At 66.6% G+C, this 22,497-nt stretch carries 18 protein-coding genes and 5 pseudogenes; 11 read left to right on the plus strand and 12 right to left on the minus strand.

Translation table 11 applies throughout. From position 1 onward, the window contains the following. Positions 1-51: 51 nt before the first annotated feature. Positions 52-183 (minus strand): annotated as a pseudogene (locus tag C7T91_RS18200) (acyl carrier protein); the annotation flags it as partial. 2 nt (positions 184-185) lie between these two features. Here C7T91_RS18200 and C7T91_RS18205 point away from each other — a divergent pair. Next, positions 186-650: pseudogene (locus tag C7T91_RS18205) on the plus strand (ACP S-malonyltransferase); the annotation flags it as partial. A 65-nt stretch (positions 651-715) separates the two neighbouring features. Here the strand turns inward: C7T91_RS18205 and C7T91_RS18210 are convergent. The 4 genes from C7T91_RS18210 to C7T91_RS18225 form a co-directional block, all read right to left on the minus strand. After that, a complete protein-coding gene (locus tag C7T91_RS18210) occupies positions 716-1,495 on the minus strand; it encodes a VPLPA-CTERM sorting domain-containing protein (RefSeq protein WP_161555987.1) in 780 nt (259 codons plus the stop codon). Positions 1,496-1,700: 205 nt separating this feature from the next. Further along, entirely contained in the window at positions 1,701-2,441 is a 741-nt protein-coding gene (locus tag C7T91_RS18215) for a VPLPA-CTERM sorting domain-containing protein (protein ID WP_108260481.1), read from the minus strand. Positions 2,442-2,671: 230 nt separating this feature from the next. Then, positions 2,672-3,442, minus strand: coding sequence for a VPLPA-CTERM sorting domain-containing protein (locus C7T91_RS18220; RefSeq protein ID WP_145962935.1), 771 nt, complete (start codon positions 3,440-3,442; stop codon positions 2,672-2,674). A gap of 177 nt (positions 3,443-3,619) precedes the next feature. Further along, on the minus strand, positions 3,620-4,387 hold the full coding sequence (locus C7T91_RS18225; RefSeq protein WP_108260483.1) for a VPLPA-CTERM sorting domain-containing protein: 768 nt from the start codon (positions 4,385-4,387) through the stop codon (positions 3,620-3,622). Positions 4,388-4,907: 520 nt separating this feature from the next. Here C7T91_RS18225 and fabG point away from each other — a divergent pair. Continuing rightward, positions 4,908-5,647: pseudogene (fabG, locus tag C7T91_RS18230) on the plus strand (3-oxoacyl-ACP reductase FabG). Positions 5,648-5,985: 338 nt separating this feature from the next. On the opposite strand, the gene C7T91_RS37960 reads toward fabG, so the two are convergent. Then, positions 5,986-6,111: a hypothetical protein gene (locus tag C7T91_RS37960; protein ID WP_269102126.1), complete on the minus strand. Its 126-nt coding sequence runs from the start codon at positions 6,109-6,111 to the stop codon at positions 5,986-5,988. Between the two features lie 133 nt (positions 6,112-6,244). Between C7T91_RS37960 and miaB the strand changes: the two genes are divergently transcribed. The 3 genes from miaB to C7T91_RS18245 all read left to right on the plus strand — a co-directional run bounded on the left by miaB (position 6,245) and on the right by C7T91_RS18245 (position 8,929). Beyond that, complete coding sequence (gene miaB, locus C7T91_RS18235) at positions 6,245-7,570, plus strand: tRNA (N6-isopentenyl adenosine(37)-C2)-methylthiotransferase MiaB (RefSeq protein ID WP_108260484.1); 1,326 nt, start codon at positions 6,245-6,247, stop codon at positions 7,568-7,570. 73 nt (positions 7,571-7,643) lie between these two features. Continuing rightward, positions 7,644-8,105 carry an LLM class oxidoreductase gene (locus tag C7T91_RS18240; RefSeq protein WP_145962936.1) on the plus strand — a complete coding sequence of 154 codons (462 nt, stop codon included), beginning with the start codon at positions 7,644-7,646 and terminating at the stop codon, positions 8,103-8,105. A 32-nt stretch (positions 8,106-8,137) separates the two neighbouring features. Further along, positions 8,138-8,929 carry a class II aldolase/adducin family protein gene (locus C7T91_RS18245; protein ID WP_236638315.1) on the plus strand — a complete coding sequence of 264 codons (792 nt, stop codon included), beginning with the start codon at positions 8,138-8,140 and terminating at the stop codon, positions 8,927-8,929. Positions 8,930-8,966: 37 nt separating this feature from the next. Here C7T91_RS18245 and C7T91_RS18250 read toward each other — a convergent pair whose 3' ends face one another. Further along, positions 8,967-9,482 carry a flavin reductase gene (locus tag C7T91_RS18250; RefSeq protein ID WP_108260803.1) on the minus strand — a complete coding sequence of 172 codons (516 nt, stop codon included), beginning with the start codon at positions 9,480-9,482 and terminating at the stop codon, positions 8,967-8,969. A gap of 129 nt (positions 9,483-9,611) precedes the next feature. Here C7T91_RS18250 and C7T91_RS18255 point away from each other — a divergent pair, with 129 nt between their 5' ends. Further along, positions 9,612-11,117: a 4-hydroxyphenylacetate 3-hydroxylase family protein gene (locus C7T91_RS18255; RefSeq protein WP_161555989.1), complete on the plus strand. Its 1,506-nt coding sequence runs from the start codon at positions 9,612-9,614 to the stop codon at positions 11,115-11,117. 202 nt (positions 11,118-11,319) lie between these two features. On the opposite strand, the gene C7T91_RS18260 is transcribed toward C7T91_RS18255, so the two are convergent. Continuing rightward, a complete protein-coding gene (locus C7T91_RS18260) occupies positions 11,320-12,354 on the minus strand; it encodes a substrate-binding domain-containing protein (protein WP_108260487.1) in 1,035 nt (344 codons plus the stop codon). A gap of 155 nt (positions 12,355-12,509) precedes the next feature. On the opposite strand from C7T91_RS18260, the gene C7T91_RS18265 reads away from it, so the two are divergent. The 4 genes and pseudogenes from C7T91_RS18265 to C7T91_RS39660 form a co-directional block, all read left to right on the plus strand. Beyond that, positions 12,510-13,484, plus strand: coding sequence for a sugar ABC transporter substrate-binding protein (locus C7T91_RS18265; RefSeq protein ID WP_108260488.1), 975 nt, complete (start codon positions 12,510-12,512; stop codon positions 13,482-13,484). Positions 13,485-13,594: 110 nt separating this feature from the next. Then, complete coding sequence (locus tag C7T91_RS18270) at positions 13,595-13,939, plus strand: FAD-binding protein (protein WP_236638316.1); 345 nt, start codon at positions 13,595-13,597, stop codon at positions 13,937-13,939. Continuing rightward, positions 13,926-14,543: an NIPSNAP family protein gene (locus C7T91_RS18275; RefSeq protein ID WP_108260490.1), complete on the plus strand. Its 618-nt coding sequence runs from the start codon at positions 13,926-13,928 to the stop codon at positions 14,541-14,543. The genes C7T91_RS18270 and C7T91_RS18275 overlap by 14 nt, the downstream gene beginning before the upstream one ends. A 5-nt stretch (positions 14,544-14,548) precedes the next feature. Next, a pseudogene (locus tag C7T91_RS39660) lies at positions 14,549-15,178 on the plus strand (sugar phosphate isomerase/epimerase family protein); the annotation flags it as partial. Positions 15,179-15,415: 237 nt separating this feature from the next. Here C7T91_RS39660 and fsa read toward each other — a convergent pair. The 3 genes and pseudogenes from fsa to rpe all read right to left on the minus strand — a co-directional run. Then, positions 15,416-16,069, minus strand: coding sequence for a fructose-6-phosphate aldolase (fsa, locus tag C7T91_RS18285; protein WP_108260491.1), 654 nt, complete (start codon positions 16,067-16,069; stop codon positions 15,416-15,418). A 1,022-nt stretch (positions 16,070-17,091) separates the two neighbouring features. Further along, positions 17,092-18,408, minus strand: a complete 1,317-nt coding sequence (hslU, locus tag C7T91_RS18290) for an ATP-dependent protease ATPase subunit HslU (RefSeq protein ID WP_108260492.1) — start codon at positions 18,406-18,408, stop codon at positions 17,092-17,094. A gap of 287 nt (positions 18,409-18,695) precedes the next feature. Then, positions 18,696-19,379: pseudogene (gene rpe / locus C7T91_RS18295) on the minus strand (ribulose-phosphate 3-epimerase); the annotation flags it as partial. A gap of 185 nt (positions 19,380-19,564) precedes the next feature. On the opposite strand from rpe, the gene C7T91_RS18300 reads away from it, so the two are divergent. Next, complete coding sequence (locus tag C7T91_RS18300) at positions 19,565-21,637, plus strand: TonB-dependent receptor domain-containing protein (protein WP_108260493.1); 2,073 nt, start codon at positions 19,565-19,567, stop codon at positions 21,635-21,637. A gap of 33 nt (positions 21,638-21,670) precedes the next feature. On the opposite strand, the gene C7T91_RS18305 is transcribed toward C7T91_RS18300, so the two are convergent. Continuing rightward, the gene (locus C7T91_RS18305) at positions 21,671-22,402 is read right to left on the minus strand and encodes a helix-turn-helix transcriptional regulator (RefSeq protein WP_201742140.1); all 732 of its coding nucleotides are present in this window, start codon (positions 22,400-22,402) and stop codon (positions 21,671-21,673) included. Positions 22,403-22,497: the final 95 nt, after the last annotated feature.

A 22,497-nucleotide genomic window follows, 5' to 3' on the forward strand; every position in this document is an offset into this window, starting at 1 on the left:
AAATGGCACCCCGAGGGTGCCATTCGCGACGTCAGCGTCTGATCGATCGGATCAGGCCTGGGCCTTCTCGATGAAGGAGACCGCATCGCCGAAGGTCTGGATTTTCTCTGCGGCGTCGTCCGGAATCTCGATCCCGAACTCTTCTTCGAACCGCATCACCAGTTCCACCGTGTCCAGCGAGTCGCCAGGCGGCGAATGACAACGATCCGGGCCAGGTCGTGGTCTCCGGCCACAAGGCGGCGGTCGAGCGCGCCGTCGAGATCGCCAAGACCAAGGGTGCCAAGCGCGCGGTGATGCTGCCGGTTTCGGCGCCGTTCCATTGCGCGCTGATGCAGCCCGCGGCCGAGGAAATGGCGGCGCGGCTTGCCGAGGTGGAGATCAAGGCGCCGGCAGTCCCGGTGGTGCAGAACACTCTCGCCGCAGCCGTCACCGACCCCGGGACGATCCGCGCGGAGCTGGTCCGCCAGGTGACCGGCTCGGTGCGCTGGCGTGAAAGCGTCGCGTGGATGGCCGGGCAGGGCGTCGACGAGATCTGGGAAATCGGCGCGGGCAAGGCGCTGTCGGGCATGATCCGCCGGATCGAGCGCTCGATCGCCTGCAAAGCTGTCGGCACCCCCGAGGACGTCAAGGCGGTTCTGGCCCTGGCCTGAGCCGGAAATGCAAGCGGGCCCCGAAAGGGGGCCCGCGGAATTCTGGAGCCGGCTGTTGGGGCTGATCAGGCGGCCTTGCGGCGTGCGCGGAAGCGCGCGGCACCCAGCATGCCCGCGCCGGAAAGCAGCATCCAAGCGCTGGCGGGCAGCGGCACCGCGGAATAGTTCGTGGTCAGACGGTAGGTCAGCGTGGTGTTCGACAGGTCGATCCCCGTCAGCGAGGAGTAATCGACGAACACGGTCGGGCAGGTCGTTGCAATCGCCAAAGGGCAATTGCTCTCATTGAAGAAGTAGATTGTCGAGGGAAGCCGCGGGCCGCCGATCTGGATCACGCTGGTGATCTCCTCGTCGGCATGCTCGAACTCGATGTTGTTGATGGAGATTTCGCTGTTCAGTCCGGCCGGTGCCGAGGTCAGGTCGACTTCCGATCCGCCGAATGCCGCCGGGAAGCCGGGAACGTCGCCCAGATTGACCGTTTCGTCCAGGTCGAAGATCAGCTGGAACTCCAGGTCCGAAATCCAGTTCACCGCGATCGTGCCGATGTCATAGGCAAACGGACCCCAGCTGTTGCCGGGATTCGACGCGGTCAAGAGCGGTGCGAAGCTGTTGGTGAAATCAACCACTCCGGGATCGATGTCGACGGTTTCGCCGGAAAAGTTGAAGTATGAGCTGGATGAAGTCGCGGTGAAGCCGGAAGGCGCTGCATCCGCCAGCACGTCCGAGAGCCCGCCCAAGAGGAAACGTCCCTTGAGTTCGGAGCCATCGACCACGGCGGCATTCCCGAGAGCGGGGATCGCAGCCACGGCAAGGCCGAAGCCGACAGCGACGAATTTCGAACCTGTCATCATGTTCATACCTTCGAAAATTTCTGGCACCCGTTGAAACTCCGCAAAGTGCCGGGCGTGATGCGATAACTCTTATTGTCCTATTTGAATTAGTCCCATCGATCGGGCAAGAAAATTCGCACCAAACACATGCAAAGTTGGCGGATTATTCGCAAATTGTACGCAGTTTGGGCAGCAGGCCGCGGAAACTGGGTTTGCAGGCGGATCAGGCGGCCTTGCGCTTGGCGCGGATCCGGGCGGCCCCGAGCAGGCCCGCGCCCGAGAGCAGCATCCAGGCGCTGGCGGGCAGCGGCACGGCGGAATAGTTGGTGCTGATCCGGTAGGTCAGGGTGGTGTCGGTCAGGTCCAGCGTGCTGATGTTGCCGTAGGACAGCTGCACGCTTTGGCCGCCGGTGACGCTGGCAACCGAGCCGGGCAGGATCGGGCCGCCGATCCGGACGATGCTCTCGATCACCTCGTCCGGCTGTTCCAGCGGAATGCCCGCCACCGTGAACAGGGCGCTGCCGCCGGTCAGTCCGTTGCCGAGGTCGATGGTCCCGCCGCCGAGCGCCGCCGCGGTCACGTTCTCCAGATCGAAGACCAGCTGGAATTCCAGCGAGGAGATCCAGTTGACGGCGACGCTGCCGAGGCTCACCGGATGCGAGCCTTCGAAATGGCCGCCGTTATTGTAGATGTTGATGGTGGCGGACAGCGACATGACGAGGTCGCGCGGATCGCCGGGAGCATCCGGATAGGCGACCGTCCCGCTGCCGGAGGCCGGAACCGTATTGCTTGCGAAACGGGCGGTCCGGTTCGAGGGAAGGGAGGTCACGAAGCTGCTGAAGCCCGAGATCTGGCCGCTTGCCGAGAAGGGGTCGCCATCGACCACGGCTGCGCTTGCCGAAGCTGCCAATGCGCAAAATGCGAGGCCGGAGCCGACTGCGATGAACTTGGAGCTGTTGATCATGTTACACCCTCTGGAAGGTCCGCCGAAGTGCCAGGCTGGCGGGTGCCGCAACTCACGCCTGCAGACACCTCGATATCCTAATGTGGCAAAGCGGAATTTGGTGCAACAAATACATTAAAGAATCTTTTTGATGTATTCTGGATGACCCAGATTCCGTTGAATCTGCCTGAAAACCGGGCGGTCTGCGCGCCGGGGGGGCGGAGCCGTTCGGCGACGGCTCCGGACCGGCGTCAGGCGGCCTTGCGGCGGGCGCGCAGGCGCATGGCGCCCAGCAGGCTTGCGCCCGAGAGCAGCATCCAGGCGCTGGCGGGCAGCGGCACGGCCGAATAGTTGGTTTCGATCCGGTAGGTCAGCGTGGTGTTCGTCATGTCGATGCCGGCCAGCGACGTGAAGACCGGGGAGATGAAAGGAGTGGTGCTGTTGTAAAAGATCGTGGAGGTCACCATCGGGCCGCCGACCTGGATCACGCTGAGGATCTCCTCGTCGGCATGATCGAAGGCGAAACCTTCGACATTCACGGAGCTGTCAGCATAGGGAATGCCTTGGGTCAGGTCGACCATGACATTGCTGCCGAGATTGGGGAAAGCATCTGCGGCGCTGAGATTGATCTCGCTGATCAGGTTGAAGGTGACCTCGAACTCGTTGCCGTTCTTCCAGTTCACCGAGACAGTGCCGATATCGAATTCATGGGTGCCGAAATTTGCGCCGCCGGTATTCGTCAGCATCAGCGAGGTCGTGATGGACCCTGCGGTGCCATCGACTTCCCCGGCGCCGGAATCCGGGAAGTGCACGACGCCTCCGGTATCCTCGCCGACGGCCAGAGCGGGCAGGCTGCCCAGGAAAGGACTCGGGAGATTCTGCACGATCAGGTCGTCAATGCCCTCGAAATATGCGCCGGTGGTGAAGTTCGATCCGTTGGTCACCGCGGCGTTCAGGGTCGCCGGAATGGCCAGCATCGCCATTCCCAGGGCGGTTGCGGTCAATGTTGAAACAGTTTTCATGTGTCCACCTGCCGAAATCTCTTTGGGCCTGCCGCGCATGCGCGACAGGTTCATCATCCATTCACTAAGTGTGATGAATGAATCCGAGAGTCCAGGCAAGTGGAATCAGGCTAATCGAATGTGACTAGCCTGAATTGTGTGTAAATTTTCATCAATTCGCGCTTTGCGGGACGGGGATCAGGCTGCCTTGCGGCGGCCGCGCAGGCGTGCGGCGCCCAGCAGGCCAGCCCCCGAGAGCAGCATCCAGGCGCTGGCCGGCAGTGGTACCGAGGTCACCGGTCCGGTCTCGATTTCGTAGCGCAGCCGCGTGACATCCGACAGGAGGCCAAGCGACACGCCGACCAGCTGGTTGGACTCCATGATGATCCTGGAGGAAAGGTCCGGCATCCTGCGGAACTCGATGTTGCCCGCATAGGGATCGGGCAGCAGCTGGCCGTCCGCATAGCTGATGCCGGTGATGCCTTCGCCCGGTTCCAGGTCGATGCTCGAGATCGTCCAGTCGAAAGTGCCGGACAGGTTGAGGCTGAGCAGGGGGCCGAGATCGATTCCGAGCAGCGATTGGAGCGGATCCAGCTGGGCGTCGAATACCAGGTCGAAGGTGTTGCCGTCGATCCAGTCCACCCCGACGGTGCCGAGGTTGACGGTTTCGCCGCCGCCGAGGCAGATCAAAGCCGTGATGCAGCCACTGGCAAGGTCCAGTGATAGGCTGATCAGGCCGGAATCCGGAAAGCTGTCCTCTCCGAAGGTCACCACGCCGGTATTTGTGGTGACCGGGGACACGGCAAGATCATTGATCGCGTAGCCGAGGCCGAGCAGCAGAGTGTTCAGCGCGCCGTTGTTGAGCAGGCTGACTTCGACGCCCGTCTCGAACTGCCCTCCTTCGAGGACGGCTGCCTGGGAGGTTGCCGGCGCTGCAAGCGCTGCCGCGCCGAAGCCAAATGCCATGGAAACTGATCTGATGTTCATGGGTCACCTGCAAATTGTTTCCGAAATCGAGCCAAAAGGAACCAATACTGTTCCGCATTTCTCGAAACAGTTCTCGGGTAAAAAGGTCAGCTTGCCGATCTCATTCAAGAAATACACTTACGAAAAATCTGATTCATGTGAACCCATTTCGAGGGTCAGATCGGATAAAACAACGTAAAAAGAGTCACTTAGCTACTTAAGGGGTATTTAAAATGTGATGTTTCAACCTCAGGAAGTTCACATCGCAGCTGTCCGGCGTGCCGCGTCAACTCAGGGTGGTTGCGATGCAAAATCTCCTGCGCGTCGAAAATTTCGACAATAAGTGATTCCAAAATGGAAACAAAAGCCCGCGATCGGTCCGGCCGCCGCCCCGGCTGCAGGGCGGGACCCCGCACAGCTGCGGTATTTTGCGGGTCCGGCGGGTGCGGGGATTGCGCCGGCTTCCACGGCTGGGGTAGGGCACTCGGCAACGTGACAACGGGGCAGAAGAGGAACGGGCATGTTCGATCTGAGCGGAAAGACGGCGCTGGTCACCGGCGCATCGGGAGGCATCGGTGCCGAAATCGCGCGCGCGCTGCATGGCGCGGGCGCAACGGTCGCGCTTTCGGGCACGCGGGTGGAGCCGCTGGAGGCGCTGGCCGCCGAACTGGGCGAGCGCGCGCATGTGCTGCCGTGCAACCTGTCGGATNGCCGAGGCCGTCACCCAGCTGCCGAAGCAGGCTGCCGAGGCGATGGGCTCCGTCGACATCCTGGTCAACAATGCCGGCATCACCCGCGACAACCTCTTCATGCGTATGTCGGAGGATGAATGGGCGAGCNGTGCTCGAGGTCAACCTGACCTCGACCATGCGGCTCTGCAAGGGCGTGCTGCGCGGCATGATGAAGGCGCGCTGGGGCCGGATCATCAACATCTCGTCGATCGTCGGCGCCACCGGCAATCCGGGGCAGGGCAACTACGCCGCCGCCAAGGCCGGCGTGATCGGCATGGGCAAATCGCTGGCCTACGAGGTCGCGAGCCGCGGAATCACCGTGAACGCGGTTGCGCCGGGCTTCATCCAGACCGCGATGACCGACAAGCTCAATGACGACCAGAAGGCCTCGATCATGGGCCAGATCCCGGCCGGCCGCATGGGAAGCCCCGAGGAAATCGCCGCCGCGGTGCTCTATCTGGCGAGCCCCGAAGCGGGCTATGTCACTGGCGCGACGCTGCATGTGAATGGCGGCATGGCGATGCTCTGAGCCTTTGCGCCGGGGCAGTTGCAGGGGCGGGCGAAAGCGTTTGCCTNTGCNCCGGCTGCTGTGCTATAGGCGCCCAAGATTTTTTCGGGGAGCCTCCTCCAGAAGGGGGCCTCCGGAGAGTCCNGGGCCTGCGGCGCTGCTCTTGCGTCCGGTCCCGAANAAAGGGTCAGTGGGCCCGCAGNAAGTCGGTATTCGGGCACNCCGCCCTGAGAGAAAAATGAGGAACCGAAGATGAGCGACATCATCGAGCGCGTCAAAGCGATCGTCGTAGAGCAGCTGGGTGTTGAAGAAGAGAAGGTCAACGAACAGGCGTCGTTCATCGACGATCTGGGCGCGCGTCAGCTCCTCCAGGCCGCGGTTTCGGCGACCGCGATGCCGTCCTGCACCAGCACGACCGCCACCGGCCCGCGGCGGATCGCCGGGCGGCAGGCGCGGATCAGGCGGGGCAGGCTCGGACAATGCATGGCGGCTCCGGCAGTCCGGCCCAGACTTGCGGAACCGTGGTTAACAAAGCCTTGGCATCCTCCGGCGTTGCGGTGCTCCGGCTTTCCGTGTAGGGACCGGCAATCCATCCTGTCCGTTGTCCGAGGTGCCGTCATGGCCGAGCCGAAGAAGCTCTACATCAAGACCTATGGCTGTCAGATGAACGTCTATGACAGCGAGCGCATGGCCGAAGCCATGGGCGGCAAGGGCTATGTGACCACGGACACGCCCGACGATGCGGACATGATCCTGCTCAACACCTGCCATATCCGCGAGAAGGCTGCCGAGAAGGTCTATTCCGAGCTCGGCCGGTTCAAACCGCTGAAGAAGGCGAAGCCGGACCTGAAGATCGGCGTGGCGGGCTGCGTGGCGCAGGCCGAGGGCGCCGAGATCATGGCGCGCCAGCCGATGGTCGATCTCGTGGTCGGCCCGCAGAGCTACCACCGCCTGCCGGAACTCGAAGCCGAGGCGCAGAAGGGCAGGAAGGCGCTCGACACCGATTTCCCCGAAGAGCTGAAATTCGAGCATCTCGCCAAGCGCCCGAAGGCGCGGCGCGCGCCGACCGCCTTCCTCACCGTGCAGGAGGGTTGCGACAAGTTCTGCGCCTTCTGCGTGGTGCCGTATACGCGCGGCGCCGAAGTCAGCCGTCCGGTCGCGCGGGTGCTGGAAGAGGCGCAGGACCTGGTGGAGCGCGGCGTGCGCGAGATCACGCTGCTCGGCCAGAACGTCAACGCCTATCACGGCGAGGCCGAGGGCGGTGCCTGGGGGCTGGCGCGGCTGATCCGCAAGCTCGCGGAAATCGACGGGCTCGACCGCATCCGCTTCACCACCTCGCATCCGAACGACATGGAGGACGACCTGATCGCCGCCCATGGCGACTGCGCCAAGCTGATGCCCTATCTGCACCTGCCGGTGCAGTCGGGCTCCGACCGCATCCTCAAGGCGATGAACCGCAAGCACACCGCGCAGCAATATGTCGACCTGATCGCCCGGATCCGCGCGGCACGTCCCGACCTGCAGCTCTCGGGCGATTTCATCGTCGGCTTCCCCGGCGAGACCGACGAGGATTTCGAGGACACGATGCGGCTTGTGGAGACCGTCCGCTACGGCCAGGCCTATTCCTTCAAGTACAGCCCGCGTCCCGGGACGCCGGCCGCCGAGAAGGATGCCAAGATGGTCGCGCCCGAGGTGGCGAGCGAACGCCTGACCCGGCTGCAGGAGCTGCTGAACCGCCAGCAGTTCGAGCACCAGCAGGCGATGGTCGGCCGCCGCGCCTCGGTGCTGTTCGAGAAGGCGGGCCGCCTCGAGGGCCAGCTGGTCGGCAAATCCGAATACCTGCAGGCCGTCCATGTCGTCGCCCCCGACAGCCTGATCGGCCAGATCGCCGAGGTGGAGATCACCGAGGCCGGTCCGAACTCGCTCGGCGGCCGGCTGGTCTAGGGTCAGGACCCATTGATTTCCCTTGGGATATCGTGATTCCGGGCCTCCTCTGGAGGTGCATGGGGAGTCGCTGGTGCTGGGCGAGACCGAGGCGATCGCGCGCGACCGGGCGGAGTATCTCGACAGCCTCGTCGATCCGGAGCTGGTGCTGGCCTCGAATTCCTCGCTGATGGGGATCGATCTGGACCGAAAGCTGCGCGAGGAGGCCGCCGCGCCCGAGCTGGTAGGCAGCCAAGGGGTGCAGGGCACGCTCGACCGCATGTCCCAGACCGCCGCCGCCAGCGGCCGCAGCTTTGCCGAGACGGTGCGCCGCCCGCGCGACCTGTTCACCGGCACCGCGGCCGGGATCGCCGACGCGATGGAGGACTGGCTCGTCTCAGGGGCCTGCGACGGCTTCGTTCTGCCGCCGACGGTCTATCCCGGCACCTTCGAGGATGTTGCGCGGCTCCTCGTGCCCGAACTTCAGAAACGCGGATTGTTCCGGCGCGAGTATGCCGGACGCACGCTTCGAGAAAACCTGCGCGATCCGGGCTGAGACCCGGCCGCATTCCGGCAAGGAGACCACGGATGGAAGACATGAACCCGGGCGCGGACACGCTGCTGAAGGACCCGCCGCCGCCCGAATACAGCTGCGACACCGAATGGAAGGCGCGGGTCGATCTGGCCGCCTGCTACCGGCTGCTGGCGCATTTCGGCATGGCCGACACGGTCTATGGCCATGCGACGGTGCGGGTGCCGGGCAGTCCGGACGAGTACCTGATCAACCCGTTCGGCATGATGTTCGAGGAGGTCACCGCCTCGTCCCTGGTCAAGGTCGATCACACCGGGCTGCCGGTCGACGGGGTGACGGCGGTCAATGCCGCGGGTTTCGTGATCCATTCGGCGATCCATGCCGCGCGGCCCGATGTCGACTGCGTGATCCACACCCATACCCGCGCGGGAGTGGCGCTGAGCTGCCTTGCGGAGGGACTGCTGCCGATCAACCAGTTCGCGCTCGAGTTCTCGGAACTGGTCCGCTACCACGACTACGAGGGCATCGCGCTCGACCTCGCGGAGCAGGAGCGGCTGGTGGCCGATCTGGGCAGCTCGCACACGCTGGTGCTGCGCAACCACGGCATGCTGACCGCCGGGCGGACGGTGCCGGGGGCGTTCTACCTGTTCTACTATCTGGAGCAGGCGGCCAAGGTGCAGATGGACGTGATGGCCTCGGGCGGCAAGATCGTGACGCCGCCGGTCGAGGTGCAGAAGCACACCGCCGGGCAGTATGCCTCGGCCTTCGATCCCGACAAGACCGGCCTGCGCGGCTGGCCCGCGATGCTGCGGCTCCTCGGCCGGCACAATCCGGGCTACGACCAGTGATATCGGCGGGGCGTCCTCAGGGGCGCCCCGTTTCCGTTCAGGCGGCGGGCAGGCCGTGATAGCGGCGCGAGAAATAGAGCAGCGCGCCGCGGTCGCGCGGCCCGTGGATCGCGTCGACCCCGACGAAGAAGACGTCATGGCTGCCGGATGCCTGCACTGCCGTGATCCGGCCTTCGAGGTTCATCGCGGCCTCGTCCAGCAGGGGCGCCCCGGTGATGCCGGGGCGGTGGGCGGCATGGCCGAAACGCGCGCCATGAGCGATGCCGGCCTGTCCCGAGAACAGCTCGCCCAGATGCTGCGACCCGGGGCAGAGCGTGTTGACGCAAAGCACGCCGTTGGCGTGCAGGGCGGCGTTCTGGCGGCTGGAGCGGTTCATGCACACCAGGAGAGTCGGCGGCGCGTCGGAGACCGAGCAGACCGCCGAGGCGGTGAAGCCGACCGGTCCCGCCGGTCCGTCGGAAGTGATGACATGGACAGCCGCCGCGATGCGGGACATCGCCTCGCGGAACAGCGTCTGGTCAACATCTGGGCGAATTTGCGCGGCATCGCACATGGGACAGCTCCTCGGTGGCGGGAAAACCGGCTGCCCCGGCAAAAGGGCTTGCCTTCTGTATACAGCATGCAGCAATCTTGGGGAGAGGTCAATGCTGGCCGCTTTCCGCTAACTGTCCGAGGGAATGTCATGGGGCTGATGACGCGCGCGCAATATATCGAAAGCCTGGATGACGGGCGGCAGGTCTGGGTCAGCGGCCGCAAGGTGGACAAGGTGGCCTACCACCCCGCCCTGGCGCCGATGACCGAAGCCGTGGCGCAGATCTACGACATGCAGGCGGACCCGGACTTCGCGGAGCTGCTGACCTTCGAGCGGCTTGACGGCATCCGCGGCTCGCGCTTCTACAAGATCCCGGAGACGCCGGAGGAACTGGTCCTGCGCCGCAAGATGACCTCGGCGATCCTCGGCCATGTTTCGCCGACCATGGACCGCTTCGGCGACGAAACGGTGACGCCGCTCTTCGTGATGGTCGACCGCAAGGACATCTGCGACAGCTTCGATCCGCGCTATGCTGCCAATGCGGCGCGCTGGCTCGACCGGCTGCAGCGCGAGAACCTGTTCATGACCTCGGGCAATACCGATCCCAAGGGCGACCGCTCGCTGCAGCCCTTCGAGCAGCCCGATCCCGACATGTACCTGCGCGTGGTCGAGGAGCGGCCCGACGGCATCGTCATCTCGGGCGCGAAATTCGAGACCGGCGCGCCCTATGCCCATGTCGCGCTGGTCAAGCCGACGGTCGGCAACTGGATCGACGCCAATGCCGATTACGCGGTCGCTGCCATCGTGCCGCTGAACGCCGAAGGCGTGCGGATGCATTGCCGGATGCCACTGACGGCGGGCGGCGCGGCGGCGGCGGGCAGCTATGACCACCCGCTTTCTGCCCGGTTCGACGAACTCGACACGCTGATGGTATTCGACCATGTCTTCGTGCCCTGGGAGGACGTGCTGTTCTGCCGCCAGCCGAAAATGGCGGCGATGATGCGTTCGGAATTCTCCCGCTGGGCGGCGCAGGGCTATCTGGTGCGCTGCCTCTCGAAAGCCGAGCTGCTGGTCGGCGCGGCACTCCTCGTGGCGCAGCATTCGGGCACCGACAAGATCCCGCCGGTGCGCGCGAAGATCGCCCAGCTGATGATGCACAAGCAGGCGATCGAGGCTTTCGTCATCGGCTCGGAAGCCTCCTGCAAGCCGTCGCCCGGCGGCTTCACCATGCCCGACCAGGCGATCCAGAATGCCGGACGCATCTTCTGCTCGCAGAGCTATCACCACATGGTCCAGCTGCTGCGCGAGATCGTCGGCGGCCAGCCGGTGATGCTGCCCGACGAGGCGATGCTGGAGGGGGCCGAGACCCGCGCCGATATCGAGAAGTTCTTCGCGGGCGGGGGGTATGCGGCGCGCGAGCGGATCCAGGCGATGCATCTGGCCCGCGAGCTGACCGGCTCTGCCTATGCCGGACGCACCCAGGCCTACCAGCTTTTCGCCGAGACGCCGGTCTTCGCGCAGGAAGCGGCGCTCTATGCCAGCTATGACCGCGGCGAGGCGCTGCGGATGGCGATGAAATGGGCCGGGATCGGCGATGCGGAGGAGGCCGGGGGCGACATTGCGCCCGCGCCGGTCGCGGCGATGGCGGGGCGCTGAGCATGGCCGATCAGAGCTATCTGGAAGCGGCGAGGAGGGACAGCCCGGCAGAGGCTTTCGCGCCCGGGCTTGCGGACCGGGTCGCGGCGCTGGAACCGCGCGCGCGGGACCTGCTGCGCCGCCGGGCCGGGCCTCCGCCGCCCGGCGGCCGGTATCGCCTGCAAGCCGGCGGCCGCGGGACGGCCTGCTCCGGGATCATTGGTCAGACATTTTCCGGGGTGACGATCTCGAAGGGCATGATGCGCATCACCGGAGCGGCGGGCGCATCCTGGCGCAGGACGTCGACCATGGTGCCCACCAGCGTTTCCGAGGTGGCGTCGATCGGATGGCACAGCGCCGCCGTGATCAGGCCCTCGGTCAGCCCCTTGCGGGTCTCGGGGCCGATGTCGCGGCAGATCAGGCGGATGCGGCGGCGCGTATCCTCCGGGGCCTTGCGCAACGCCCGCAGCACGCCCGAAATGCCGCCGCCGAGGATCAGGATGCCTGCGAGGTCGTCTGTCCGGGCGAGAAGCTCGGTCACCATCTCGTAGGCCCGGGCGGCTTCCTCGTTGGTCGGGCGGCTGTCCTCGATGATCAGGTCGGGCGCGTTCTCGCGCATGTAGGAGCGGAAGGCCGCATCCGAGATGTCCTGGCACTGGTAGCGGTGGTTGCCGAGGAAGACCGCGACCCGGCCGCGGCCATGGGTCATGCCGGAAATCAGGAAGGCGGCGGTGCGGCCGAGCTTCCAGTTGTCGGTGCCGACGAAGGCGGCCTTCTCGGGGGCGGACTGGTCGGTGATGTAGGTGATCACCGGCTTGCCCTTCTCGCGCAGGCTGCGGATCGCCTGGCCGATCACCGGATGGTCGGCGGCGATTACCGCCACGGCGTCGCATTCCTCTCCGAGCGCGGTGAGCCGGCCGGCGATGTTCTCGGGGCTGAGCAGGTCGACGAAATCGACCAGCGGATCGACGATCTCGTCGCGGCGCTCGCGGCAGGCGGCGACGATCCTGCGGCCGAACAGCTGGTAGAGGTCGCGGTTCGACTGCTGCAGCAGGAAGCCCAGCCGGAAATGCGGCGTCTCCTTGCGCATCCGGTCCTCGATCGTGCCGAGCCCGTAGAAGCCGATCTCCTCGGCGGCGCCCTGCACGCGCTGGATCGTCGCCGCCTTCACCGAGCCCTTGCCCGAGAGGATCCGGTTCACGGTCGAGACCGATACGCCGGAGGCTGCCGCGAGGTCGGCAATGGTCGGTCGGGTCATGGCAGCTCCGCTTCCCGTCTCATATCATCTTGAGTGACATGTTTTGATACTATCATGCCAAAAGATCCTATTCGATGTTCCGGAACTTTCAACCCTGAGGTAAATGTCCAAGCCAAGATGTTCCGCACGGGAGGCGGGACCAGGGAGGAAGACCAATGACCAAATTCAGCCGTTTTGCGGCAACCATGTCCTGTGCCGCGGTGCTGGCCTGCGCGGCGGGCTCCGTCATGGCGGCCGATATCTTCGTCGTCGGCGGCAAGCCGGACGATCCGTTCTGGTCGATCGTCAAGCGCGGCGCCGAAGATGCCGGCAAGCTGGCGGCAGAGCAGGGCGGCTCCGTCACCTGGCTCGGACCGCAGAACTACGACAACTTGGGCGTCGATGCCGCCGAGCTGATCCGCCAGGCGATCAGCCAGGGCGCGGATGCGATCGTCGGGCCGGACTGGGTGCCCGAGGCGATGGACCCGGCCTTCGAGGCCGTCGTCGAGGCGGGCATTCCGCTGATCGTCTACAATGCCGGCGGGCTCGAGGCGGCGGACCGGCTGGGCGCGCTGAACTATATCGGTTCGGACGATTACGAGAACGGCAAGGCAGCCGGCAAGTACTTCGCCGAACACGGCATCATGAAGCTCGTCTGCATCAACACGCTGCCCGGCGCCTCGAACATCGAGGACAACTGCGCGGGCATGAATGACGGCATCGCCGAAGCCGGGGGCGAGGGCGAGACCCTGCCGCTGCCCGCGACCTCCTTCGGCAACGCCACCGCGGTGGCGCAGGCGGTCAAGGCCTACCTGCTGAAGAATCCCGATGTCGGCGGCATCTACACCATCGGAAATGTCGACGCGAATGCCTCGATCAACGGGGTGATGCAGTCGGGCAAGACCGGCAAGGTCATGGTCGGCGGCCTGAACATGGACGAGACCATCCTGAACAACATCAAGTCCGGCAAGCAGATGTTCGCGATCGACCAGCAGGGCTACCTGCAGGGCTACATGGCTGTTTCGATCCTGAACGCGCATGTCAATTTCGGCCTGTCGATCCCGACCCGCGAGATCCTGACCGGTCCGGGCATCGTCGACAGCTCGAATGTCGATGCGACGCTGGACGGCGTTGCCAAGGGCGTCCGCTGAGGCGCGCGCGACCCGAGAGGAACGCCGCCCGGACAGGTGCCGGGCGGAGCTGACCAGAGCGGGCAGGGGCGGGGACCCCGGCCCTGCCGCCTGCGACCCGCTACAACCGCGTGCAGGGCGATCCCGAGCACGGCCCGAACCCCTCGCTCGGCAAGCTGGCCAAAGGCCCGTTCCATGCCGTGCGCATCGTGCCGGGCAGCCTCGGCACCTTCTCGGGGCTCGATGCCGACCGCCACGCCCGCGTGCTCGGCCGCGACGGCGCCCCCATTCCGGGGCTCTTCGCCGTCGGCAACGACCTCAGCTCGATCTTCGCCGGGCACTACCCATCGGGCGGCATCACGCTCGGCCCGGCGATGACCTTCGGCTACATCGCCGCCCATGCCGCCGCCGGGCGCATGGGGACCGACACCCAAGATACAGGCACCACGAACGGAGACATCCATGCCGCTGTTTGACATCACCACGCTCAGCACCGAGCTTTTCGCCGCCGCCAAGGCCGCCCCCGCGCTGCAGGAGTGGCTGGCTGCTCCGGAGGCGAAGGGCTCGCTGCTGGGCGCCTGGGCCCCGGATATCGGCACGCTCAACGACGTCGTCCTGCTGCGCCAGTTCGAAAGCGCCGAGGACCTGATCGCCGAGCGCAGCCGCACCCATCTGTCGGACAATCCGTTCGGCTGCATGGAGCATCTGCGCAGCTGGCGCTCGGACACCTACCTGCCGCTCGAGTTCACCCTGCCGGTGACGCCGGGCGAATACGGCAAGGTCTACGAGATCCGCACCTACAAGCCGAAGCTGAACGGCATGGGACCGACCATCGAGAAATGGCGCGAGGCAGTGCCGGTGCGCACCGGCTATTCGCCCCTGTCGATCGCGATGTACTCGCTCGACGGCCCGACCCGCTTCACCCAGATCTGGCCCTATGACAGCGCCAACCAGCGCGCCGAGATCCGCGGCAAGACCGTCGCCGACGGCATCTGGCCGCCGAAGGGCGGGCCGGACTGGCTGACCGGCGACATGACCTCGACGCTGGCGGTGCCGCTGCCCTTCTCGCCGCTGAAGTGACGGCGATGGGCTACCGCTATTCGCTTGCCTTCCTGACCGTGCAGGAGGCCGCACCGCCCGAGGCGGTGCGGATCGCGGCGGAGGCCGGGTTCGACCATGTCGGGCTCCGCCTCCTGCCCGCGGGCACGGACGGGCCCTATCCGCTGCTCGGCGATGACCGGCTCCTGGCCGAGACCCGCCGCGCGGTGGAGGAGACCGGCGTCACCATCGCCGATGTCGAGATCGTCAAGATCACGCCGGAATTCGATCCGGCCGCGACCCGTGCCTTCCTGGAGCGCGGCCAGGCGCTGGGGGCGAAGAACATCCTCACGGCCGGCTACGATCCCGAACCGGCGCGGATGACGCAGAGCTACGGCGCCTTCTGCGAGCTCGCCCATGCCCATGGCATGACCGCGGATCTGGAATTCATGCCCTGGACGGACATCCCCGATGTCGGCGCCGCGGCGGCGCAGGTCCGCGCGGTGAACCATCCGGCGGCGGGAGTTCTGGTCGACGCGCTGCATGTCCAGCGCTCGGACAGTCCCTTTGCCGCGATTGCCGCGCTCGATCCGGCCTGGATCAACTATGCGCAGCTCTGCGACGGGCCGGGCGTGTTCGATCCCGCCCCCGAGGCGCTGATCGCCACCGCGCGCGGCGCCCGGCTGATGCCCGGCGACGGCGATTTCGACTTCGCCGCGCTGATGGCGGCGCTGCAGCCTGTGCGCCCCGCTCCCGGAGCACGCCGCCGCACAAAGCCTGCCGGAGGCGGAACGGCGCCTCTGACGGCAAGGCCGCCGACGGTCCGGCGATGCCTGCCTGCCGCGTGCCCGCCGCAAAAGAAAAGGGCCGGTGCCCCGCGGCCCGGCCCTCCCGTCATTCCGCCGGAAAGACGGTCAGAGGATCTTCTGCCCGGTCTTCTCGATATCGGCGAGGAAGGCGGCCAGGCCCTTGTCCGTCAGCGGGTGGCTGGCCAGCGCCTTGATCACGGCGGGCGGTGCGGTGATCACGTCGGCGCCGATGCGCGCGCTTTCCGCGACATGGTTGGCCGAGCGGATCGACGCGGCGAGGATCTGGGTCTCGAAGCCGTAATTGTCGTAGACCTCGCGGATATCCGCGATCAGCTCCATGCCGTCCAGGTTGATGTCGTCGAGGCGGCCGATGAAGGGCGAGATGAAGGTCGCGCCCGCCTTGGCGGCCAGCAGCGCCTGGTTCACCGAGAAGCACAGCGTGACATTGACCATCTTGCCTTCGCCCGAGAGCACCTTGCAGGCCTTCAGCCCGTCCCAGGTCAGCGGCACCTTGACGGTGATGTTCGGCGCGATCTCGGCCAGCTTGCGGCCCTCGGCGATCATCTGATCGGCATCGGTCGACACGACTTCGGCAGAGACCGGGCCTTCGACCAGCGCGCAGATCTCCTTGGTGACTTCGAGAATGTCGCGGCCCGATTTCATGATCAGCGACGGGTTGGTGGTCACGCCGTCGACCATGCCAAGCTCGTTCAGCTCGGCAATCGCGTCGATATCGGCGGAATCGACAAAGAATTTCATGCGCTCTCTCCTTTGGCCTCCCTTGGGGTCATGGCCCTGTTAACGCAAACAGGAGCTCTCGGGGAGTCCCTGTGCTGATAGGCCGCCCGGGGGCCGGGGAAAAGGCTGCGCTCTGCCGCAGCCCGGCCGCGGCCGGAAAGGTTACGGTAACCACGATGCTGGTAGACCGGAGCCATGCCACCGGGAGAAAGCCATGGACCTTACGCATGCGTTGCAGTCCTTCCGTGCGGGCCTGCCGCAATTCGGCAAGGCCGCTCCGGCGCCGGACCGCTCCGGCGATGCCCCCGTTCCGGACAAGGCCGCGGCCGCGCCGCCGCCGCAAGCAGCCGCCAGCGGAGCCGCCCGCGGAGGGTCCGGGGCGGTGGCCATCGGGAGGGAGACGGCCGGTCGCCAACCTGACCGGAACTGCGCGCCCCGGCATTCCGTCCGCCCAGGCAAATGGCACGGGGGCACCCGGCGCCGGATCTCCGACTGCGCTGCGGCCAATGACGGGGCGTCTCTGCGCGAGGGGCTGATCTAGGCGGGCAATGCCGGGCGCGAAATCCGGGCGGGAGCATGGCCGGCCAATGCTGGTCCGCAGCTGGCCAGCCAAGGAGAAGACACCGCGGCTGCGGTCCCGGCCAGCCCGGCGGACGGACTGGCGGCGCATGTTCATCCGGAAAAACGCGCCGGTCCGCACGGAAGGCGGTCTGCGGGGCCGGCAGGGACGGCCATGCAGCTCCGCGAGGCGATGCCTCCGGAGAAACCCGGGTGCGCCTGCCAGGAGCGCGATCTGCCACGGCGGCGGCCGCTTCGGAAGGCAGCGGCGATGTAAGGCGAGAGGTTTCGGGTCCCGGGGCTCCGCGGTGTGGGGGCTATGGGTGCTCGGCCCCGGGACCAGTGCATCGCGTCCTTGCGATGAGGCGGGTCTAGCGGCGGGGCATGGCGGGACAATGGAGCCTCCGCGGCGCCCGGGGGACCATTTCGCGGCGGAAATGCGGCAAGGGAACCGGGCGCCGCGCAGACGGCACCCGGAGACGGCGTCAGAGCACGTAGCGGCTGAGATCGGCGGAGCCCGCCAGCTCGCCCAGGCGCTCCTCGACGAAGGCGCCGTCGACGGTGACCGTCGTGCCGGGCTGGTCGGGCGCGGTGAAGCTCAGTTCCTCGAAGACCCGCTCCAGCACGGTGTGCAGCCGCCTTGCGCCGATATTCTCGACCGAGCGGTTCACCTCGGCCGCGATCCGCGCAAGCGCGGCGATGCCGTCCTCGGTGAAGCTGACATCGACTTCCTCGGTCGCCATCAGCGCCGCATATTGCCGGGTCAGCGCGTTGTCGGTCTCGGTCAGGATGCGGGTGAAGTCGCCCTCGGTCAGCGCGCGCAGCTCGACCCGGATCGGCAGGCGGCCCTGAAGCTCGGGCAGCAGATCCGACGGCTTGGCGATGTGGAAGGCGCCCGAGGCGATGAACAGGATGTGGTCGGTCTTCACTGCGCCGTATTTGGTGTTGACCACCGTGCCTTCGATCAGCGGCAGCAGGTCGCGCTGCACGCCCTCGCGGCTGACATCGGCGCCGCGCGCCTCCTGGCGGGCGCAGACCTTGTCGATCTCGTCGAGGAAGACGATGCCGTTCTGCTCCACCGCGTGGACGGCGGCGCGGTTCACGGTCTCGTCGTCCAGCAGCTTGTCCGCTTCCTCGCGCAAGAGCACCTCATGGCTGTCGGCCACGGTCATCTTGCGCGTCACCTTGCGGCCGCCGAAGGCCTTGCCGAAGATGTCGCCCAGATTCATGCCGCCCATCGGTCCCATGCCGCCGCCGGGCTGGCCGGGGATGTCCATCATCGGGAAGGGCGAGGAGGTGTCGGAGATCTCCAGCTCGATCTCGTGGCCGTCGAGCTCGCCCGCGCGCAGCTTCTCGCGGAACCGCTCGCGGGTGCCTTCGCGGGCATCCTTGCCGGCGATCGCCTCGATCACCCGGTCTTCCGCTGCCTGCTGGGCGCGGGCCTTGACGTCCTCGCGCATCTGCTCGCGGGTCATGGCGATGGAGCTTTCCACCAGATCGCGGACGATCTGCTCGACATCGCGGCCGACATAGCCGACCTCGGTGAATTTGGTTGCCTCGACCTTCAGGAAGGGCGCCTTGGCGAGCTTCGCCAGGCGGCGCGAGATCTCGGTCTTGCCGACGCCGGTCGGGCCGATCATCAGGATGTTCTTCGGATAGACCTCTTCGCGCATCGCCGGATCGAGCTGCTTGCGGCGCCAGCGGTTGCGCAGGGCGACGGCCACGGCCCGCTTGGCCTCTTTCTGGCCGATGATGAACCGGTCGAGTTCCGAAACGATTTCGCGGGGCGTGAGCGTGGTCATGGGGCCTCTTTCCTCTGTTGGAGGGCCATGTATGCCGCAGGGGGGGCGGTGCCAAGGGGCGGGGATGCTTCCGGCGCGGGGCCGCCGGTTCAGCGCATCGCCGGGATTTCGGCCGCGGCGAGCTCCTGCAGCCGCCACTGGTTGCAGGCGCGGAAGCGGTGCTCCTCCAGCTGGGCGGCGGTGTGCTGCAGGCAGATTGCCGTGGAACCCCAATGGCCTGCGGGTCGGGCAATGATCCGCGCGTCCGTTTCTAGCCGCAGCTTTCCGGCAGGGGCGGGGCCGCGCGGATCGGCGGCGAAGGGCAGCGCGCGGAGCTTGAGGCGGCCTGCCGTCGATTCGGCCACCGAGCCGCCCTTGAACACCGCCGAGCCGGCAACCAGCACGTCGGCCCCGGCCGCGGCGACCAGCGGCGCGGTCTCGGGCGTCACGCCGCCGTCGATCTCGATATGCACCGGGCGGTCGCCGATCATTTCGCGGAGCGCGCGGACCTTGCCGGTCATGTCGATGAATTTCTGCCCGCCGAAGCCCGGGTTCACGGTCATCACGCAGACAAGGTCGGCCAGGTCCAGCAGATGCGCGACCGCCTCGGCCGGGGTGCCCGGGTTCAGCGCCACGCCCGCCTTCATGCCCGCGGCACGGATCGCCTGGAGCGTGCGGTGGATATGCGGACCGGCCTCGACATGGGCGGTCAGGATGTCGGCGCCCGCCTCGGCGAAGGCGTCGATATAGGGGTCGACCGGCTGGATCATCAGATGGACGTCCATGACGGTGTCCACATGCGGGCGGAACGCCTTCACGGCGGGCGGGCCGAAGGTCAGGTTCGGCACGAAATGGCCGTCCATCACGTCGACATGGACCCAGTCGGCGCCCTGCGCCTCGATGGCGCGGATCTCCGCGCCGAAATTGGCGAAATCCGCCGAGAGGATCGACGGCGCGATCTTGATGGTGCGCGAGAAGTCCGAATAGGCCATGGGCTCCCTCCGATTGCAGGCGCCTCCCGATATCCGTTTCCCTGCCGCAACACCATGGGAAAAAGCCGGTTCCGGCCGCCTTGACAATCCTGACTGTTTTGCTCGACTAGGGGGCATCCCACCAAGGCAGCGCCCCGGCGTGCCCAGGCAGATCCCCCTTCCCAGCTCCCACGGAGACCCCGGACATGACCCCGACCCGCTTCCGCGCGGCCGGCCGCCCTGCCACCGCGCGGCCGACCCTCCTCACCACGACCGCCTTCGGCCTGATCTGCGCGGCGCTGCCTGCCGCGGCCCAGGAAGACGACGGGCTGACCATCCTGAACGAAATCACCGTCACCGCCGGCGGGTTCGAGCAGAGCGTCGAGGATGCGCCTGCCTCCGTCAGCATCATCTCCGGCGAAGAGCTGGAGAAGCAGAACGTCACCGACCTGACCGACATGCTGACCGGCGTGCAGGGCGTGGTGACCACCGGCACCGCCAACGAGTCCGACATCACCATCCGCGGCCTGCCGGGCAGCTACACGCTGATCCTGGTCGACGGCCGCCGCCAGGGCACCCGCGAAAGCCGCCCGAACGGCTCCTCGGGCTTCGAGCAGAGCTGGGTGCCGCCGGTCTCGGCCATCGACCGGATCGAAGTCGTGCGCGGCCCGATGTCCTCGCTCTACGGCTCCGACGCGATGGGCGGCGTGATCAACATCATCACCAAGCCGGTCGCCGACGAGTGGGGCGGCTCGGTCACCTTCGAGACCACCCAGCCGCAGCACAGCCGCGACGGCGCCTCGTGGCAGAACTCCTTCTACCTCAACGGCCCGCTGGTGCAGGACCGGCTCGGCCTGCAGCTCTGGGGCCGCCGCTACTTCCAGCAGGAAAGCGAAGTCTTCGACGGCCCGTCGGAATCCGACGACGAGGATCTGACTGCGCGCCTGACCTTCGCGGCGACGCCGGATCACGAGTTCCAGGCAGAGATCGGCCGCACGATCGTGCGCAACAGCTACGAGATCGGCACCTCGGTCGATCCGGACGGCTTCCGCCCCTCGAACGGCAAGAACGTCCATGAGCGCGAGCACTGGATGCTGGGCTATTCCGGCACCTGGGGCGGGGTCGATGCCGACATCTACTTCCAGCAGGAAACCGGCAAGCGCAAGACCTGGAGCGGCGATGCCGACACCCCGGTGACCAAGTCGGACCGCGAACCCGAGATCACCAACAACGTGCTGGACGCCAAGTTCAACGCCCAGATGTCGCTGCTCGGCGAACACACCTTCACCTTCGGCGGCCAGTATTTCGACGCCATCCTGAAGGACCAGAACTCGGGCACCCAGAGCGATGCCGTCGAGAAGTTCTCGGCCTGGCAATGGGCGCTCTTCGCCGAGGACGAATGGCGCATCGTTCCCGATTTCGCCCTGACGCTGGGCGTGCGCTACAACGAGCACGAGAATTTCGGCACCAACATCACGCCGCGGATCTACGGCGTCTGGAACGCGACCGACCAGCTGACCGTCAAGGGCGGCGTCTCCACCGGCTACAAGGCCCCGGAGATCCGGCAGACCACCGACGGCTACTACTACGCGACCCAGGGCGGGCGCGGCGTGATCGTCGGCGATCCCGATCTCGATCCGGAAACCTCGACCAGCTACGAAATCGGCGCGGTCTGGACCGAGCAGACCTGGCAGGTCAGCGCGACCGCCTACCAGACCGACTTCAAGGACAAGATCGAGAGCTTCAACACCGGCGAAACGATCGAGGTCGACGGCGTCGAGCGCAACCGCTGGGAATACCGCAACGTCCAGGACGCGGAAATCCGCGGCGTCGAGCTGGCGGCAAGCTGGGACATGACCTCGTCGCTGTCCTGGCGCGCGACCTACACCTATACCGACAGCGAGCAGAAGAGCGGCGAGTATGACGGGCTGCCCCTGACCCGCACGCCCGAGCACATGGCCTCGCTGCGCGCCGACTGGATGACCCCGATCGCCGGGCTCGATGCCTGGGGCCGCGCCACCTATCACGGCGAGGAGATCAATGCCGGCGCGCGGATCGGCGACAACGGCACGCCCTACAAGACCGACGGCGACACCGTTCTGGCCTACAAGTACGATGCCTACACCACCTTCGACATCGGCGCGTCCTATGCTCTGAACGACACGGTGACGCTGAACGGCGCGATCTACAACCTCGCCGACATCGACATCGACAGCGGCGACTACAACACCGTTGCCGCCGGGCGCAGCTTCTGGGTCGGCCTGACCGCGGAGTTCTGATCCCGCTCCGGGCCGCTGCGGCGGCCCGGTCCCTCACAAGGCGAGCATGCCCCGCGCCATCGCCAGCGCCAGGGCCTGCTCGCGCGTTGCCGCGCCCATCTTGCGGCGCGCCTTGGCCATGTGCATCCGCACCGTCACTTCGGCCAGCCCGAGCCGCTCCGCGATCTGCTGGTTGTCGAGCCCTGCGGCCAGGAAGCCCAGCACATCCCTCTCGCGCCCGCTCAGATGCCGGTACTCGACCCCCAGCGCCCCCGCGCAATCCTGCGGCGCGCCGATCCGGACCGCCATCATCGCGGAGACGGCCGGCAGGATGGCAAGCGTTTCGGGACGCAGCGACAGCTCGGGCGGCGCCTCGGTGCACAGCAGCACCGCCTTGGTCACCGAACCTTCGGCCCATTTGCGGCACAGGAGATGGCGGTAGGCATGGTCCTCCAGAAGATCGGCCATCTCGTCCGCCCGCCGTCCCGCCGGAGCGCTGCGCACGTCCGCGGCGGAGAACCGGCCCTCCATCCTGTCCGAAACGGCCCAGGCCACGGCGGGATCGACTTCGTGCATCCTCTGTCCGCAATAGGCCTCGACCCAGCCGGCGCGCATGCCGTGGCGGACCCACGCGATTTCGCCGGTGCCGGAGAATATCCCGGCCGCATTGACCGCCGCGAAACCGAGCCGCTCGGCGGCACGCCGGCTCGCGAGCCATCCCGCCTCGGCGCTGCCGGCCGCCCCCAGCATGTCGGCGATGTCGATAAGGTCGTTCGCTGCGGACATTCCGGGTTTCCCTACCTATCGAAAACGATAGCTTACCAGCAGGATAACCCGACGTTAATATCTATTCCAGTTTAGGAGATAGAGGGGCGCAGGCC

Origin of the sequence: Mangrovicoccus ximenensis, assembly GCF_003056725.1 — a bacterium.
Taxonomy (GTDB): Bacteria; Pseudomonadota; Alphaproteobacteria; order Rhodobacterales; family Rhodobacteraceae; genus Mangrovicoccus; species Mangrovicoccus ximenensis.

What these genes read in the sequence shown, in the direction of transcription:
- C7T91_RS18210 (WP_161555987.1), bottom strand. Translation starts at nt 1,495, where the DNA reads ATGACAGGTTCGAAATTCGTCGCTGTCGGCTTCGGCCTTGCCGTGGCT.
- C7T91_RS18260 (WP_108260487.1), bottom strand. Translation starts at nt 12,354, where the DNA reads ATGACCCGACCGACCATTGCCGACCTCGCGGCAGCCTCCGGCGTATCG.
- C7T91_RS18215 (WP_108260481.1), bottom strand. Translation starts at nt 2,441, where the DNA reads ATGATCAACAGCTCCAAGTTCATCGCAGTCGGCTCCGGCCTCGCATTT.
- C7T91_RS18265 (WP_108260488.1), top strand. Translation starts at nt 12,510, where the DNA reads ATGACCAAATTCAGCCGTTTTGCGGCAACCATGTCCTGTGCCGCGGTG.
- C7T91_RS37960 (WP_269102126.1), bottom strand. Translation starts at nt 6,111, where the DNA reads ATGCATTGTCCGAGCCTGCCCCGCCTGATCCGCGCCTGCCGCCCGGCG.
- C7T91_RS18305 (WP_201742140.1), bottom strand. Translation starts at nt 22,402, where the DNA reads ATGTCCGCAGCGAACGACCTTATCGACATCGCCGACATGCTGGGGGCG.
- miaB (WP_108260484.1), top strand. Translation starts at nt 6,245, where the DNA reads ATGGCCGAGCCGAAGAAGCTCTACATCAAGACCTATGGCTGTCAGATG.
- C7T91_RS18220 (WP_145962935.1), bottom strand. Translation starts at nt 3,442, where the DNA reads ATGAAAACTGTTTCAACATTGACCGCAACCGCCCTGGGAATGGCGATG.
- hslU (WP_108260492.1), bottom strand. Translation starts at nt 18,408, where the DNA reads ATGACCACGCTCACGCCCCGCGAAATCGTTTCGGAACTCGACCGGTTC.
- C7T91_RS18250 (WP_108260803.1), bottom strand. Translation starts at nt 9,482, where the DNA reads ATGTGCGATGCCGCGCAAATTCGCCCAGATGTTGACCAGACGCTGTTC.
- C7T91_RS18275 (WP_108260490.1), top strand. Translation starts at nt 13,926, where the DNA reads ATGCCGCTGTTTGACATCACCACGCTCAGCACCGAGCTTTTCGCCGCC.
- C7T91_RS18245 (WP_236638315.1), top strand. Translation starts at nt 8,138, where the DNA reads ATGGAAGACATGAACCCGGGCGCGGACACGCTGCTGAAGGACCCGCCG.
- fsa (WP_108260491.1), bottom strand. Translation starts at nt 16,069, where the DNA reads ATGAAATTCTTTGTCGATTCCGCCGATATCGACGCGATTGCCGAGCTG.
- C7T91_RS18255 (WP_161555989.1), top strand. Translation starts at nt 9,612, where the DNA reads ATGGGGCTGATGACGCGCGCGCAATATATCGAAAGCCTGGATGACGGG.
- C7T91_RS18225 (WP_108260483.1), bottom strand. Translation starts at nt 4,387, where the DNA reads ATGGCATTTGGCTTCGGCGCGGCAGCGCTTGCAGCGCCGGCAACCTCC.
- C7T91_RS18300 (WP_108260493.1), top strand. Translation starts at nt 19,565, where the DNA reads ATGACCCCGACCCGCTTCCGCGCGGCCGGCCGCCCTGCCACCGCGCGG.